We start from the raw sequence: 15,584 nt of genomic DNA, 5'->3' as shown, positions 1-15,584 counted from the left end.
CGCCCACAGCCACGTTGACGCGGACAGGAGCGGTCATGCCCGCCACGAACCATTCGTCAGCAACCCCGCCGGGCCGCAGGGCCACGGCGGCCGGGAAGAAGCCTGCGGACCGCAAACGTCCGAAGTCCCCCGCTCCGAAGCCACCGGGGCCCGTCCCCGTGACCGGTCGCATCCCGGTCCTCGACGTGCGCCCCGTGGTGCAGCACGGTCGCCGGCCCGCCAAGGCGGTGACCGGGGAGTCGTTCGAGGTGTCGGCCACCGTGTTCCGGGAGGGGCACGACGCGGTCGCGGCGAACGTGGTGCTGCGCGACCCGGCGGGCCGGCCCGGACCCTGGACCCCGATGCGGGAACTCGCCCCGGGCACCGACCGCTGGGGCGCCATCGTCACGGCGGGTGCGCCCGGCCGCTGGACGTACACGGTGGAGGCCTGGGCCGATCCGCTCACCACCTGGCACCGGCACGCCCGGATCAAGATCCCGGCCGGCATCGACACCGAACTGGTCCTGGAGGAGGGCGCCCGGCTGTACGAGCGCGCCGCCGCCGGGGTCCCCGAGGCACGGCGGCGGCGCGTGCTGGAGGCGGCCCGCGCCCTGCGGGACGAGGAGCGCCCGGCCGCCTGGCGGCTCGCGGAGGCGCTGCGGCCAAAGGTGCGGGAGGTGCTCGCGCGGTATCCGTTGCGGGAGTTGGTGACCGCGTCGGACCCGATGCCGCTGCTGGTCGAGCGCGAGCGCGCGCTCTACGGCTCCTGGTACGAGTTCTTCCCCCGCAGCGAGGGCACCGCCGCACACCCCCACGGCACCTTCCGCACCGCCGAGCGGCGGCTGAAGCCGATCGCCGACATGGGCTTCGACGTGGTCTACCTGCCCCCGATCCACCCGATCGGCCACACCTTCCGCAAGGGCCGCAACAACAGCCTCACCGCCACCCCCGACGACGTCGGCGTCCCCTGGGCCATCGGCTCCCCCGAAGGCGGACACGACACCGTCCACCCCCGGCTCGGCACGATCGAGGACTTCGACCACTTCGTCGACCGGGCCCGCGCACTGGGCCTGGAGATCGCCCTGGACTTCGCCCTCCAGTGCTCCCCCGACCACCCCTGGGTGCACAAACACCCCGAGTGGTTCCACCACCGGCCCGACGGCACCATCGCCCACGCCGAGAACCCGCCCAAGAAGTACCAGGACATCTACCCGATCGCCTTCGACACGGACATGGACGGCCTCGTCACCGAGACCGTGCGGGTGCTGCGGCACTGGATGGACCACGGGGTACGGATCTTCCGCGTCGACAACCCCCACACCAAACCGGTCGTCTTCTGGGAACGCGTCATCGCCGAGATCAACGACCAAGACCCCGACGTGATCTTCCTGGCCGAGGCCTTCACCCGCCCCGCCATGATGCACACCCTGGCGCAGATCGGCTTCCAGCAGTCCTACACCTACTTCACCTGGCGCACCACCAAAGACGAACTCACCGCATATCTCACCGAGTTGACGGGCGAGGCAGCCGCCTACATGCGGCCCAACCTCTTCCCCAACACCCCCGACATCCTGCACGCCTACCTCCAGCACGGCGGCCGCCCCGCCTTCGAGGTCCGCGCCGTCCTCGCCGCCACCCTCTCCCCCAGCTGGGGCATCTACAGCGGCTACGAACTGTGCGAGAACACCCCCCTGCGCGAAGGCAGCGAGGAATACCTCGACTCCGAGAAATACCAGCTCACACCACGCGACTGGGACACCGCCGCACGCGAGGGCCGCACCATCGCCCCGCTGATCACCAAGCTCAACCACATCCGGCGCCGCAGCCCCGCCCTGCGCCAGTTGCGCGATCTGCACTTCCACCACGCCGACCAGGACGCCGTGATCGCCTACTCGAAGCGCGGCGGCTCGAACACGGTTCTGGTCGTCGCCAACCTCGACCCCCACCACACCCAGGAGGCCACGGTCTCGTTGGACATGCCGCAACTCGGCCTGGACTGGCACGAGTCGGTGCCGGTGCGCGACGAGCTCACCGGCGAGACCTACCACTGGGGCAGGGCCAACTATGTGCGCCTGGAACCGGGCCACCGGCCCGCGCACGTCTTCACCGTCCTGCGACCGTCCAACCCGCAGATCGGAGGGTCACCCACCACATGATCGTCAATGAGCCCGTCCCGGACACCTTTCAGGACACTCCGGCCGGGGACCGGGACCCGGACTGGTTCAAGCGCGCCGTCTTCTACGAGGTGCTGGTCCGCTCCTTCCAGGACAGCAACGGCGACGGCGTCGGCGACCTCAAGGGCCTGACCGCCAAGCTCGACTACCTCCAGTGGCTCGGCGTGGACTGCCTGTGGCTGCCGCCCTTCTTCAAGTCGCCGCTCAGAGACGGCGGTTACGACGTCTCGGACTACACCGCGGTGCTGCCGGAGTTCGGCGACCTCGCCGACTTCGTGGAGTTCGTGGACGCCGCCCACCAGCGCGGCATGCGCGTGATCATCGACTTCGTCATGAACCACACCAGCGACCAGCACCCGTGGTTCCAGGAGTCCCGCCGCGATCCGGACGGCCCGTACGGGGACTACTACGTCTGGGCCGACGACGACAAGCAGTACCCGGACGCGCGGATCATCTTCGTCGACACCGAGGCCTCCAACTGGACGTACGACCCGGTACGCAAGCAGTACTACTGGCACCGCTTCTTCTCGCACCAGCCGGACCTCAACTACGAGAACCCGGCGGTGCAGGAGGAGATGATCTCCGCGCTGAAGTTCTGGCTCGATCTCGGCATCGACGGGTTCCGGCTGGACGCGGTGCCGTACCTGTACCAGCAGGAGGGCACCAACTGCGAGAACCTGCCCGCGACCCACCAGTTCCTCAAGCGGGTGCGCAAGGAGATCGACGCCCAGTACCCGGACAAGGTGCTGCTGGCCGAGGCCAACCAGTGGCCGGAGGACGTGGTCGACTACTTCGGGGACTACACCTCGGGCGGCGACGAGTGCCACATGGCCTTCCACTTCCCGGTGATGCCGCGGATCTTCATGGCCGTGCGGCGCGAGTCGCGCTACCCGGTCTCCGAGATCCTCGCCAAGACGCCCGCGATCCCGTCCAGTTGCCAGTGGGGCATCTTCCTGCGCAACCACGACGAGCTGACCCTGGAGATGGTCACCGACGAGGAACGCGACTACATGTGGGCCGAGTACGCCAAGGACCCCCGCATGCGCGCCAACATCGGCATCCGGCGCCGGCTCGCCCCGCTGCTCGACAACGACCGCAACCAGATCGAGCTGTTCACCGCCCTGCTGCTGTCCCTGCCCGGCTCGCCGATCCTCTACTACGGCGACGAGATCGGCATGGGCGACAACATCTGGCTCGGCGACCGCGACGCCGTACGCACCCCCATGCAGTGGACCCCCGACCGCAACGCCGGCTTCTCGTCGAGCGATCCGGGCCGGCTCTTCCTGCCCACGATCATGGACCCGGTCTACGGCTACCAGGTCACCAACGTGGAAGCCGCCATGTCCTCGCCGTCCTCCCTGCTGCACTGGACCCGGCGCATGATCGAGATCCGCAAGCAGAACCCCGCCTTCGGCCTCGGCACGTACACCGAACTCCAGTCGAGCAATCCCGCCGTGCTCGCCTTCCTGCGCGAGTACGAGGACGACCTGGTGCTGTGCGTGCACAACTTCTCCCGCTTCGCCCAGCCCACCGAGCTGGACCTGAGCCGGTTCGGCGGGCGGCACCCGGTCGAGCTGTTCGGCGGGGTGCGCTTCCCGGCGGTGGGCGAGCTGCCGTATCTGCTGACCCTCGCGGGACACGGCTTCTACTGGTTCCGGCTGCGCCGGGAGGCGGTGTAGCCACGCCGCTCGCGCCGCGGGGCGTTTCCCCCGCCCCGCCCCGGGCACGCGACAGTGACACCCCGACGACCCGGGGAAAGGACGTGACGCCCATGACGGAAGCGGTCACCCCTCCATTGAGCACCACCCTCGACTCACTGGCCCCCTTGCTGCGCGCCTGGCTGCCCCGGCAGCGCTGGTTCGCGGGCAAGGGTCGCCCGGTCACCGGGTTCACTCCGGTGGCCGTCACCCAACTCCTGCCGCCCGACGGGAGATTGGGCCTGTACCACATCCTGGTGCGGGTCCATCAGCCGTCGGGGCCGCGAACCGGCCACTGCTACCAGCTCCTCATAGGCGTGCGCGAGGCGCTGCCGCCCCGGCTGGCGCCCGCGCTGATCGGCCATGTGGACAGGGGCCCGCTCGCCGGACACACGGCGTACGACGCCCTCTACGACCCCCGGCCCGCCGAAGTGCTCCTGGAGGCCCTGCGCACCCGGGCGCGCATCGGCGGGCTCGTCTTCGAACGGGACCCGCGCCGGGAGATCCGGCCGCACCTGGTGGCCCGGCTGCTGGCCGCCGAGCAGTCCAACACCTCGGTGGTGTACGGGGACGCGTTCATCCTGAAGGTGCTGCGCCGGGTGGTCCCCGGGATCAACCCCGACCTGGAACTGCCGCTGGCGCTGGCCCGTGAGGGCTGTCCCCGGGTGCCCGCGCCGACGGCGTGGCTGCACACCGAACTGGACGGGGAGCCGCATGTGCTCGCGGTGCTCCAGCCGTTCGTGAGCGGAGCCGCCGACGGCTGGGAGCTGGCGCTGCGGGCCCTCGCCAAGGGCGAGGGCTTCGCCCCCGAGGCGCGGGCGCTGGGCCGGGCCACCGCCGAGGTGCACACCGCGCTCGCCCGCGCCCTGCCGACGGTCACCCTCGGCCCGGCCCAACTGGGGCCGCTGGTCCAGGGGATGACCGAGCGGCTGGCGGCGGCCGTCCAGGCGGTGCCCGCGCTGGTGCCCTACGAGGAGGGGCTGCGCTCGGCGTACACGGCGCTGGGCGAGCTGGTGACCCAGGGCCGTACCTGGACGGCGCAGCGGGTGCACGGGGACCTGCACCTCGGGCAGTGTCTGCGCGCGCCGTCCGGCGACTGGTCGCTGATCGACTTCGAGGGGGAGCCGGCCCGGCCGCCGGCCGAGCGGCGGATGCCGCAGCCACCGGTGCGGGACATCGCGGGGATGCTCCGCTCCTTCGACTACGCGGCCCGCTCGGCGAGCCCGCCCGCACCGCGCTGGGCGCACGACTGCCGGGCCGCCTACTGCTCCGGGTACGCGGAGGTGACCGGGCGCGACCCGCGCACCGATCCGGTCATGCTGCGCGCCTACGAGACCGACAAGGCCGTCTACGAGGTGGTGTACGAGGCCCGCCACCGCCCCGACTGGCTGCCGGTGCCGCTGTCGGCGGTCCGCCGCCTCGCCGCGTCCGACCCGAACTGACCCGATCCACCCCGGGAGACTCGCTCGTGACGTCGAAGAATCACGTATCCGCCGCCGGGACCGCCGCGCCCTGGGAGGCCGGGGACCGCGACCGGCTGCTGCACGGCACCCACCACGACCCGCACGCCGTACTCGGTGCCCACCCGGTGCCGGACGGCGTCGTCTTCCGGGCCCTGCGCCCGGGCGCCCGCTCGGTCACCGTCGTCGCCGGCGAACTCCGCGCCGAACTGCGCGACGACGGCGACGGCTTCTTCTCCGGCCTGCTCCCGCTGACCGCCGTACCGGACGCCTACCGGCTGCGGGTGGCGTACGACGGCGCGGTGCACGAGACCGAGGACGCCTACCGCTTCCTGCCCACGCTCGGCGAGCTGGACCTGCATCTGATTGGCGAGGGCCGGCACGAGCAGCTGTGGCGGGCCCTCGGCGCCCACGTCCTGACCCACCAGGGGGTGACCGGCACCCGGTTCGCGGTGTGGGCGCCCGACGCCCGGGGGGTGCGGGTCGCCGGGGACTTCGACTTCTGGGACGGCACCGGCTTCCCGATGCGTTCGCTGGGTTCCTCCGGGGTCTGGGAGCTGTTCGTGCCGGGGATCGGCGAGGGCGAGCTGTACAAGTTCGAGATCACCCGGCCCGACGGCTCCCGCACCCTGCGCGCCGACCCGCTGGCCCGCCGCACCGAGGCCCCGCCGGCCACCGCGTCGGTGGTGCACGTCTCGCACCACGTGTGGGAGGACGCAAAGTGGCTGGCCCACCGGGGGGACGTACCGGTGCACGAGGCGCCGTTCTCCGTGTACGAGGTGCATCTGCCGTCCTGGCGGCCCGGCCTGTCCTACCGGGAACTCGCGGACCAACTGCCCGCGTACGTCAAGGAGATGGGCTTCACCCATGTGGAGCTGATGCCGGTCGCGGAGCACCCGTTCGGCGGCTCGTGGGGCTACCAGGTCACCGGCTTCTACGCGCCGACGGCCCGCCTGGGCACCCCGGACGACTTCAAGTACCTGGTGGACCGGCTGCACCAGGCCGGCATCGGGGTGCTGATGGACTGGGTGCCGGCCCACTTCCCGCGCGACGAGTGGGCACTGGCCGAGTTGGACGGGCGCCCGCTGTACGAGCACCCCGATCCGCTGCGGGCCGCGCATCCCGACTGGGGCACGCTGGAGTTCGACCTGGGCCGGCGCGAGGTGCGCAACTTCCTGGTGGCGAACGCCGTCTACTGGTGCGAGGAGTTCCATGTGGACGGCCTGCGGGTGGACGCGGTGGCCTCCATGCTCTACCTGGACTACTCGCGCGAGCCGGGCCGGTGGACGCCGAACGAGCACGGCGGCCGGGAGAACCTGGACGCGGTGGCCTTCCTCCAGGAGATGAACGCCACCGTGTACCGGCGCTGCCCCGGGGTGGTGACCGTCGCCGAGGAGTCCACCGCCTGGGACGGGGTGACCCGGCCGACCGACAGCGGCGGGCTGGGCTTCGGCCTGAAGTGGAACATGGGCTGGATGCACGACTCGCTCCAGTACATGGCGCACGACCCCGTGCACCGCGCGTACCACCACCACGAGATGACCTTCTCGATGATGTACGCGTACAGCGAGAACTACGTCCTGCCGATCTCCCACGACGAGGTGGTGCACGGCAAACGATCGCTGGTCTCCAAGATGCCGGGCGACTGGTGGCGGCAACGCGCGGACCTGCGCGCCTACCTGGGCTTCATGTGGGCGCACCCGGGCAAGCAACTCCTCTTCATGGGGCAGGAGTTCGCGCAGGGCGCCGAGTGGTCCGAGGCGCACGGCCCGGACTGGTGGCTCCTCGACCCGTCGTACCCCGCCGAGCCCGACCACCGGGGCGTCCGCGATCTCGTGCGCGATCTCAACGCCCGCTACCGGGCCACCGCCGCGCTGTGGCAGCGGGACACCGACCCGTCCGGCTTCCGGTGGATCACCGGCGACGCGGCCGACGACAACGTCCTCGCCTTCCTCCGGTTCTCCGCCGCCGGCGACCCGGTCCTCGTCGTCTGCCACTTCTCCCCGGTGCCCCACCCCGACTACGTGATCGGCGTCCCGGACGACGTCCCGGCCTGGGCGGAGATGCTGAACACGGACGCCGAGCGCTACGGCGGCAGCGGGGTGACCAACCCGGGGCCGCTGAAGGCGGAGCCGCGGGCCGCCCACGGCCACCCGGCCTCCGTCCGACTGACCCTGCCCCCCTCGGCCACGGTGTGGCTGCGGCCGGCCTGACCACCGGGTGCCCCGGAGCACACCGCTCCGGGGCGCTCGGGGTGGCTAGGTGTGCTGCCCGGCCAGGGCCGCGGGCAGGTCGCCGGTGTGCAGCACCCCCAGCCGCTGGGTGGCGCGGGTCAGGGCCACGTAGAGGTCGCTGGTGCCGTACTCGCCCGGCTCGACCACCAGGACCGAGTCGAACTCCAGGCCCTTGGACTGGCGGGGGTCCAGCAGGACGACCGCCCGGGTGAGGTCGGGTTCCGCGCCGGCCGTGACGCCGTCGAGGCGTGCCGCGATCGCCCGGTGCAGACGGCGCGGGGCGATGACCGCCAGGCGGCCCTCCGCCGGGGTGAGTTCGGCGACCGCCTTGGCCACCGCGCCGGGCAGGTCGTCGTCGGCCCGGCGCACCCAGGGCCGTACGCCCGTGGAGCGCACCGAACTCGGCGGCCGGAAGCCGGGGTCCTCGGCCCGGACCACGGCCGCGGCGAGGTCCATGATCTCGGACGGGGTGCGGTAGTTGACGCCGAGGCGCGTGTGCTCGTAGCGGTCCTCGACGTACGGGGCGAGGATCTTCGCCCAGGAGCCGACGCCGGCCGCCTCCGCGGTCTGCGCCGGGTCGCCGACCAGGGTCATGGAGCGGGTCGGGCAGCGCCGCATCAGCAGCCGCCAGGCCATCGGCGACAGTTCCTGCGCCTCGTCCACGATGATGTGCCCGAAGGCCCAGGTCCGGTCCGCGGCGGCGCGCTCGGCCGCGCTGCGGTGGTCGGCCTCCTCCTGGCGCTCGGCGAACCGCTCGGCGTCGATGATGTCGTGCGCGGACAGCACCTCCGAGGCTTCCGGGTCGTCCTCTTCCTTGTCCTCGAACTCGTAGGTCCGCGAGGCGTACGACACGTCCAGCACCCCCTGCGCGTACGCGATCTGCGCCTCGCGCTCCTGCTCCGCGCGGGAGCGGGCCGGCCGGTCGTCCTCGCCGAGGAGTTCGGCGGCCTCGTCGAGGAGCGGTACGTCGGCGACGGTCCACGCGCGGGTCACCGGGCGGCGGATCGCGGCGGCGTCCTCGGCGGAGAGGTACCCCTCGGGTTCGGCCAGGAAGTCGGCGACCAGCCGCTGCGGGGTGAGGCGGGGCCAGAGCCGGTCGATGGCGTCCCAGACCTCGGGGTTCTCCGCGAGTTCGTCGCGGATCTGGGTGAGGTCGGAGGCGTCCAGCAGGCTGCTGCCGTCATAGGGGTCGGTGCCGACCCGTTCGGCGTACAGGTCGGTGAGGGTGTTGAGGATGTGGCCCTCGAAGTGCTCGCGGGCCGCGTTGTGCGGCAGCTTCGCGGCCCGGGTGCGTTCCCGGGCGACGCTCACCAGGCCGTCGTCCAGCATCAGCACCTCGCGGTCGTGCTCGATCGCGATGACCGGGTCGGGCAGCGCCTGCCGGTCGCGCACCACCTCGGCGAGCACGTCGGCCATCGCGGCGCCGCCCTTGACGGCGGCCGCCTCCGGGGTGTCGGCGGCGGTGGCCTTCACCCCGGGGAACAGCTCGCCGACCGTGGCCAGCAGCACACCGGTCTCGCCGAGGGAGGGCAGCACCTCGCCGATGTAGCCGAGGAAGGCCGGGTTGGGTCCGACGATCAGCACGGCACGGCGGGCCAGCAGCTCCCGGTGCTCGTACAGCAGGTACGCCGCCCGGTGCAGTGCCACGGCGGTCTTGCCGGTGCCCGGACCGCCCTCCACCACCAGCACGCCGCGGTGCGGCGCCCGGATGATGCGGTCCTGGTCGGCCTGGATGGTCCGCACGATGTCGCCCATCCGGCCGGTGCGCGCCGAGTTCAGTGCGGCCAGCAGCACGGCGTCGCCGTTGTGGTCCTCGTGCCCGGTGCGGGTGGCGTCGCCGAGGTCCAGGATCTCGTCGTGCAGGGCGGTGACGGTGCGTCCCTCGGTGGCGATGTGGCGGCGCCGCCGCAGCCCCATCGGAGTGTGCCCGGTGGCCAGGTAGAACGGCCGGGCGACGGCGGCCCGCCAGTCGACCAGCACGGGGGTGCGCTCGGCGTCGTCCTTGCGCAGCCCGATTCGCCCGATGTGGTGGCTCGCGCCGTCGGCGAGATCGATGCGTCCGAAGCACAGCGATCCGTCCACGGCGTTCAGCGCGGCGAGCAGACCGGACCGCTCGGCCACCAGGATGTCCCGCTCCAGCCGGGCCTGCATGGGCTTGTCGCCCTGCGCGAGCGCGTCCCCGACCGAGGCCTCCGCCTCCCCGCGCAGCACGTCCACGCGCGCGTACAGGGCGTCGATGAATTCCTGTTCGCGGCGCAATTCATCGTCTGGAAATTCGGTGTTTGACAATTCCGCTCCCGCCCGGATATACTGTGCTCACAAAGCTTTCCGTGACTCCGTGAACAGGAAGTCACGAACCACCGAATATACGCAAAGAAATCCCCCGGCCGCAATTGCCCGGGGGATTTCCGTGTCTCTCGGCCCGCTTCAGAGCACGTCCGCCAGCTCGGCCAGCAGCCGCCGCTTCGCCCGTGCCCCCACCATCGACCGCACCGGTTCACCGCCGCGGAAGACCATCAGCGTGGGCGTCGCCAGCACCCCGTGCGCCATGGTGGTCCGCGGGCTGCGGTCCACGTCCACCTGTACGACCTTCAGCCGCTTGCCCTCCTCCAGGGCGATGTCCCTCAGCACCGGTGCCAGCTGCCGGCACGGCCCGCACCACTCGGCCGTGAACTGCACCAGCACTGGCAGCTCGGCGCCGAGCACCTCCGTCTCAAAGTCGGCGTCGGACACCTCGGCCACTGCGCTCACCACACTCACGATCGCTGTCCTCCCAGTTCGCACACGGGTTCCGGACCCCCCGGAACCGATGCCTCGGCGGCCAGCTCGTCCCGGGCCCGCTCGGCCCTGCGCAACTGCCCCGCGACCGTCTCCCGCACCGCCGTCAGCTGCCCGATCAGCGCGTCCAGCTCCGCGAGCTTGCGCCGGTAGACCACGAGCGACGCCGGACAGGCGTCGCCCTGTGGATGCCCCGCCCGCAGACACTCCACGAACGGCCGCGTCTCCTCCAGCTCGAACCCGAAGTCCTGGAGCATCCGGATCTGCCGCAGGAGTCCGAGGTCGTCCTCGTCGTACCTCCGGTGGCCCTTCTCGTCCCGCCGCGCCGGAAGCAGCCCACGCGCCTCGTAATAGCGCAGGGCACGCGTCGTGGTCCCGGCCCGGGCAGCCAGCTCGCCGATTCGCATGTCCGTGACGTTAGGCGTTGACGCCGGGGTCAAGGCAAGCGGCCGGGTGTCAGACCAGCACCCCCGCCGACTCCTCCACCTCCAGCAGGGACGCGCTGTGCCGCTCCTCCTCGAACTTGCGGCGGCCGCCGCGCAGACCGAACAGGCGCTTGGCGAGGGCGATGTAGAGGACGGCGAGGATGTTGAGGGCGAGGGTGGCGATCTTGAGGTAGCTGATCTTCTCCGTCAGCTCGTAGACCTCCAGCGGGAGGAACGCGGCCGTGGCGACGACCGTGAGGTATTCCGCCCAGCGCTTGGCGCGCCACAGGCCGACCGCCTCGACCAGTTCGATCAGGGCATAGGCGAGGAGCACACCGGCGACCAGGAGCAGCGTGGAGTGCTTGTAGCCGAAGGCCTTCTGGATGGAGCCGACCACGGGAGAGTGGTCGAGGTCGTAGTGGAAGTGGCGGAAGACCGGGCGCAGGACGGTCAGGTACTCGTTGAACAGCCGCCGTACCGCGTCCTGGCTGTTGCTGAACTTCCACACCGCCACCGCGACCAGCACTATGAACACCCCGCGCACGGCCCGCTCGACCGCGAGGAAGCGCAGGATGAACAGGTCCCGCAGCACCTTGCCGCGCGGCACCAGCGGCGCGTCCTCGGCCGGCCCCGAACCGTCGGGCTCGCCGAGCACGAAGTCGCCGCAGCGCAGACAGCGCCAGACGTCCCCGAGCCCGGTCCGCGCGTGCAGCCGCACCCGCAGCCGGGGGTCGTCGGGCGCGTAGGTCACGTGCCCCTTGCGGGCGCAGGTGCGCCGGTCCCAGTCGATCTTCATCCCCCGTGCCTCCATGCTCTTGCTGACGCCACGCGGCGGCGTGCCGTTCCGGTCGATCCGGAACGGCACGTTAACCGATGCGGGTGGGAAGACCTCAGCGGGCCGAGGTGTCCGCCGGTTCCTTCTCCGCTTCCTTCACCTGCGCGGCCTGTGCCGCGGTGGCGCGGCGCGGCAGCAGCAGGGCGACCAGGACGGTGCCGACGCCGAGCACGACCGCGCCGACGAGGCTGGTGTGGGCGACGGCGTCGGAGAAGGAGGAGCCGACCGCGTCGGCCATCTGGCGGGCGCCCGCGGCCAGTTCGCCGGCCTGCTGCTTGAGCTGGGCGGCCTGCTGGGGGCTGCTCGCGTGGGCGGCCTGCGCGGCGACCTGGTGTGCCTTGTCGGCGATGCCCTGCGCGACGGCGTACCCGGCGCCGACCGAGTCCTGGGCGGTGTCGAGGGCGCTCGGCGGGAGCTTGCTGCCGGCCGTGGCGTCGCCGAGGTGGTTGCCGTACGACGTCGCGAGCAGCGAGCCGAGGATGGCGATGCCGAGCGAGCCGCCCAGCTCCAGCGAGGTGTCGTTGACCGCGCCGCCGACGCCCAGCTCGGACTCCGGGAAGGCGCCCATGATCGCGTCGGTGCAGGGCGAGAGGGCGAGGCCGATGGCGAGGCCGAGGATGATCAGCGGGGCCAGGAAGTCGCCGTACGTGGAGCCCGCGTCCACCCGGGTGAGCAGGGCCAGCGCCACGGTGCCGAGGACCATGCCCGCGCTGACCGTCCACTTCATGCCGACGCGCGGGGTGAGCCAGCCGGTCAGGGCGGAGCCGACGAAGACCGCGCCGGCGAGCGGCAGCATCCGCACACCGGTCTGCAGGGCGTCGTAGCCGAGGACGAACTGGAGGTGCTGGGTGAGGAAGTAGAACGCGCCGAAGACGGCCAGGAAGAACAGGGCGACGGCCAGGTTGGAGCCGGCGAAGCGGCGGTTCGCGAAGCGGCGGACGTCCAGGATCGGACGCGGGTGGCGCAGCTCCCACAGGACGAACGCGACCAGTCCGGCGCCCGCGATCACGGCGGCCGTGACGGCCTTGGCGCCCCAGCCGAAGTGCGGGCCCTGGATGATCATGTAGACGAGCGCGCCGGTCCACAGCACGGACAGCAGGCCGCCCACGTAGTCGATGCGGTCGTGGTGGCCGGCCTTGGACGGCGGGACCAGGACGAAGGCGGCGACCAGGGCCACGGCCGCGATCGGCACGTTGATCAGGAAGGTCGAGGACCAGCCGTGGTCCCGCAGCAGGGCGCCGGCGACCACCGGTCCGGCGGCGATGGCGAGGCCGGCGGTGGCGGTCCACAGCGTGATCGCCTTGGCCCGCTCGGCCCGCGGGAAGGTCGCCGCGAGCAGCGACAGCGTGGCCGGCATGATCAGCGCCGCGCCGACGCCCATCACCGCACGGGCGGCGATCACGGTCGCGGCGCTGCCGGCGAGATAGCCGAAGACGGCGCCGGCGCCGAAGACGAGCAGGCCGAGCACGAGCGCCCCGCGCCGGCTGTACTTGTCGCCGATCGCCCCGAGCAGCAGCATCAGCGCCGCGTAGGGGACGGTGTAGCCGTCGATCACCCACTGGAGGTCGGCGCTGGACAGGCCGAGGTCCTTCGTCATGTCGGGCGCCGCGACCGTGAGGGCGGTGTTGGCCATCACGATGATCAGCAGGCTCAGGCAGAGCACCAGCAGGGCCCACCAGCGCCGGGCGTACGGGCGCTCCATCTTCTCGACCGGTTCGGTCATGACGAGTCGCATGGCAGCGGTTTGCCTTCCTCGGGGTTCACATCGGTACTTGCACAGCAGCGTGCAATTGCACAACCATGTGCAATGTACGCCGTTGCACAGTGCTGTGCAACTCGCGAGAGGACGTGCAGAATGACTGCCATGACCACGGGTAACCCCAGCCGCGCCGACGCGAACCGGCGCCGCATCCTCGACGTCGCCCTCGCCGAGCTGCTGCGCGACCCGGACGCCTCCATGGACCAGATCGCGCGCGCCGCCGGCGTCGTACGACGGACCGTGTACGGCCACTTCCCCAGCCGTGAGGCGCTGATCAGCACCCTCACCGACGAGGCCGTGCAGGCCCTGGCGGACGCGGACGCCGCGGTGCGCACGGGGGCGGACGACCCGGCGCGGGCCCTGGCCCGCTCGGTGCTGGCGGTGTGGGAGACCGCGGACCGCTACCGGCTGCTGATCGCGCTCGCCCAGCGCACGGTCACCGTCCAGGGCATCCGCGAGCGGCTCGCCCCGGTGCGCGCGGCCAAGATCAGGGTGCTCCAGCAGGGCCTGGACGAAGGGGTGTTCACCTCACCGCTGCCCGCGCCCGCGCTGGCCTACGTGCACGAGCAGACCCTGTTCGCGGTGATGGAGGCCGTCAACGACGGTCTGCTGCCGGCGCGGGAGGCGGGCCGCTCCGCCACGGTCACCGTCCTGACCGCGGCCGGCGTGCCCGCCGAGACGGCCACCGCCCTGGTGGCCGAGGTGAGTTCCGGCTCCTGACGCCGAAACGCCGGATGCCCGGCCCCGGTTCAGGCGGGGCCGGGCATCCGGAGTACAAAGGGCCCCTACGCCTTGGCCAGCTTCTCCTCCCGGGGCTCGGGAATCCCGGCCACCGTGCTCGCCTGCACGTCGAGCGCCGCCTCGTCGAACGGCAGCTCGCCGGCGAGCACCTGCCGCACCCGCGCCTTGTCGATCTCCTTGGTCCACGTGCCCACCAGCACCGTGGCGATCGCGTTGCCCGCGAAGTTCGTCAGCGCTCGCGCCTCGCTCATGAACCGGTCGATGCCGACGATCAGACCGACGCCGTCCACCAGCGCGGGCTTGTGCGACTGCAGACCGCCGGCCAGGGTGGCGAGACCGGCCCCGCTGACACCGGCCGCGCCCTTGGAGGCCAGCAGCAGGAACAGCAGCAGCGGAATCTGCTCGCCCACCGACATCGGGGTGCCCAGCGCGTCCGCGATGAACAGCGACGCCATGGTCATGTAGATCATCGTGCCGTCGAGGTTGAAGGAGTACCCGGTCGGCACGGTGATGCCGACGACCGGCTTACTCACGCCCAGGTGCTCCATCTTCGCGATCAGCCGGGGCAGCGCGGACTCGGAGGAGGACGTGGACAGGATCAGCAGGAACTCCCGCGCCAGGTACTTGCACAGGGAGAACACGTTGACCCCGGCCACCAGGCGCAGCACCGCACCGAGCACCACGAAGACGAACAGGACACAGGTGATGTAGAAGCCGAGCATCAGCACCGCGAGGCTCTTGAGCGCGTCCACGCCCGCCGAGCCGGTGACCGCCGCGATCGCGCCGAACGCGCCGAGCGGCGCCGCCCACATCACCATGGACAGGATGCGGAAGACCAGCCGCTGGAGGTGCTCGACGCCGCGCAGCACCGGCTGCCCGGCCGCGCCCATGGCCTGGAGGGCGAACCCGGCGAGCAGGGCGACCAGCAGCGTCTGCAGGACCTGGCCCTCGGTGAAGGCGGACACGAACGTCTTGGGGATGATCGACAGCACGAAGTCCACGGGCGGCAGCGCGTCCTGGCCGACCTGCGCCTGCCCGGTCTGCTTGAGGGCGCTCGTCAGATGGAGCCCGGAGCCGGGGTGCAGCACGTTGCCGACGACGAGCCCGATCGCGAGGGCGACCAGCGACATCACGAGGAAGTAGCCGAGGGCTATGCCGCCGACGGCACCCACCTTGGCGGCCTTCCGCACGGACCCGATGCCGAGCACGATGGTGCAGAAGATGATCGGCGAGATCATCATCTTGATCAGGTTGACGAACCCGGTGCCCAGCGGCTGGAGCTTCACCGCGGCGTCGGGCCAGATCAGGCCGACCGCGATGCCGATCACGACCGCCACGATGACGGCGATGTACAGGTAATGGGTCCGGTCCCGCTTGGCGCGGGGTGCGGCAGGTGCCGTATCGGGAGTGGTGGCGGCCACGACTGCCCTCCTTGACGTCTTCGTCGGTGCACGACCGGCGTGCGGCTCACGTCCGGGATGGTGCTGGGGAACGCGGTGACT

11 protein-coding genes are annotated in these 15,584 nt (G+C 71.6%); 5 read left to right on the top strand and 6 right to left on the bottom strand.

Features of this window, described 5'->3' with window-relative positions:
- The first annotated feature begins 35 nt into the window (after positions 1-35).
- The 4 genes from ACSP97_RS24535 to glgB all read left to right on the top strand — a co-directional run bounded on the left by ACSP97_RS24535 (position 36) and on the right by glgB (position 7,523).
- Complete coding sequence (locus tag ACSP97_RS24535) at positions 36-2,135, top strand: alpha-1,4-glucan--maltose-1-phosphate maltosyltransferase (protein WP_440554274.1); 2,100 nt, start codon at positions 36-38, stop codon at positions 2,133-2,135.
- Positions 2,132-3,832 (top strand): maltose alpha-D-glucosyltransferase, encoded by a 1,701-nt coding sequence (gene treS / locus ACSP97_RS24530; RefSeq protein ID WP_355325977.1) that lies wholly within the window; start codon positions 2,132-2,134, stop codon positions 3,830-3,832. Before ACSP97_RS24535 ends, treS begins: the two co-directional genes overlap by 4 nt.
- Before the next feature lie 92 nt (positions 3,833-3,924).
- A complete protein-coding gene (locus ACSP97_RS24525) occupies positions 3,925-5,292 on the top strand; it encodes a maltokinase N-terminal cap-like domain-containing protein (RefSeq protein ID WP_440554272.1) in 1,368 nt (455 codons plus the stop codon).
- Positions 5,293-5,318: 26 nt separating this feature from the next.
- Complete coding sequence (gene glgB, locus ACSP97_RS24520) at positions 5,319-7,523, top strand: 1,4-alpha-glucan branching enzyme (RefSeq protein WP_440554270.1); 2,205 nt, start codon at positions 5,319-5,321, stop codon at positions 7,521-7,523.
- A gap of 45 nt (positions 7,524-7,568) precedes the next feature.
- Here the strand turns inward: glgB and ACSP97_RS24515 are convergent, their stop codons facing one another.
- The 5 genes from ACSP97_RS24515 to ACSP97_RS24495 form a co-directional block, all read right to left on the bottom strand.
- Entirely contained in the window at positions 7,569-9,803 is a 2,235-nt protein-coding gene (locus ACSP97_RS24515) for a HelD family protein (RefSeq protein WP_440554268.1), read from the bottom strand.
- 168 nt (positions 9,804-9,971) lie between these two features.
- Complete coding sequence (locus ACSP97_RS24510; protein WP_391869865.1) at positions 9,972-10,286, bottom strand: thioredoxin family protein; 315 nt, start codon at positions 10,284-10,286, stop codon at positions 9,972-9,974.
- A 14-nt stretch (positions 10,287-10,300) separates the two neighbouring features.
- Positions 10,301-10,729, bottom strand: coding sequence for a MerR family transcriptional regulator (locus ACSP97_RS24505; protein WP_355153633.1), 429 nt, complete (start codon positions 10,727-10,729; stop codon positions 10,301-10,303).
- Positions 10,730-10,778: 49 nt separating this feature from the next.
- The gene (locus ACSP97_RS24500; RefSeq protein WP_355153635.1) at positions 10,779-11,543 is read right to left on the bottom strand and encodes a DUF2127 domain-containing protein; all 765 of its coding nucleotides are present in this window, start codon (positions 11,541-11,543) and stop codon (positions 10,779-10,781) included.
- Between the two features lie 94 nt (positions 11,544-11,637).
- Positions 11,638-13,317 (bottom strand): MFS transporter, encoded by a 1,680-nt coding sequence (locus tag ACSP97_RS24495; protein WP_355153637.1) that lies wholly within the window; start codon positions 13,315-13,317, stop codon positions 11,638-11,640.
- A 120-nt stretch (positions 13,318-13,437) separates the two neighbouring features.
- Here ACSP97_RS24495 and ACSP97_RS24490 point away from each other — a divergent pair, with 120 nt between their 5' ends.
- On the top strand, positions 13,438-14,061 hold the full coding sequence (locus ACSP97_RS24490) for a TetR/AcrR family transcriptional regulator (RefSeq protein WP_355153639.1): 624 nt from the start codon (positions 13,438-13,440) through the stop codon (positions 14,059-14,061).
- 65 nt (positions 14,062-14,126) lie between these two features.
- On the opposite strand, the gene ACSP97_RS24485 is transcribed toward ACSP97_RS24490, so the two are convergent.
- A complete protein-coding gene (locus ACSP97_RS24485) occupies positions 14,127-15,503 on the bottom strand; it encodes a cation:dicarboxylate symporter family transporter (protein ID WP_355525928.1) in 1,377 nt (458 codons plus the stop codon).
- Positions 15,504-15,584 lie beyond the last annotated feature (81 nt).

It is taken from the genome of Streptomyces sp. SCPE 10 (genome assembly GCF_051980735.1).
In the GTDB taxonomy this organism is placed as follows: domain Bacteria; phylum Actinomycetota; class Actinomycetes; order Streptomycetales; family Streptomycetaceae; genus Streptomyces; species Streptomyces misionensis.
This window is presented reverse-complemented; position numbering and strand designations above follow the sequence as displayed.

What these genes read in the sequence shown, in the direction of transcription:
- ACSP97_RS24535 (WP_440554274.1), top strand. Translation starts at nt 36, where the DNA reads ATGCCCGCCACGAACCATTCGTCAGCAACCCCGCCGGGCCGCAGGGCC.
- treS (WP_355325977.1), top strand. Translation starts at nt 2,132, where the DNA reads ATGATCGTCAATGAGCCCGTCCCGGACACCTTTCAGGACACTCCGGCC.
- ACSP97_RS24525 (WP_440554272.1), top strand. Translation starts at nt 3,925, where the DNA reads ATGACGGAAGCGGTCACCCCTCCATTGAGCACCACCCTCGACTCACTG.
- ACSP97_RS24505 (WP_355153633.1), bottom strand. Translation starts at nt 10,729, where the DNA reads ATGCGAATCGGCGAGCTGGCTGCCCGGGCCGGGACCACGACGCGTGCC.
- ACSP97_RS24500 (WP_355153635.1), bottom strand. Translation starts at nt 11,543, where the DNA reads ATGAAGATCGACTGGGACCGGCGCACCTGCGCCCGCAAGGGGCACGTG.
- ACSP97_RS24495 (WP_355153637.1), bottom strand. Translation starts at nt 13,317, where the DNA reads ATGCGACTCGTCATGACCGAACCGGTCGAGAAGATGGAGCGCCCGTAC.
- ACSP97_RS24490 (WP_355153639.1), top strand. Translation starts at nt 13,438, where the DNA reads ATGACTGCCATGACCACGGGTAACCCCAGCCGCGCCGACGCGAACCGG.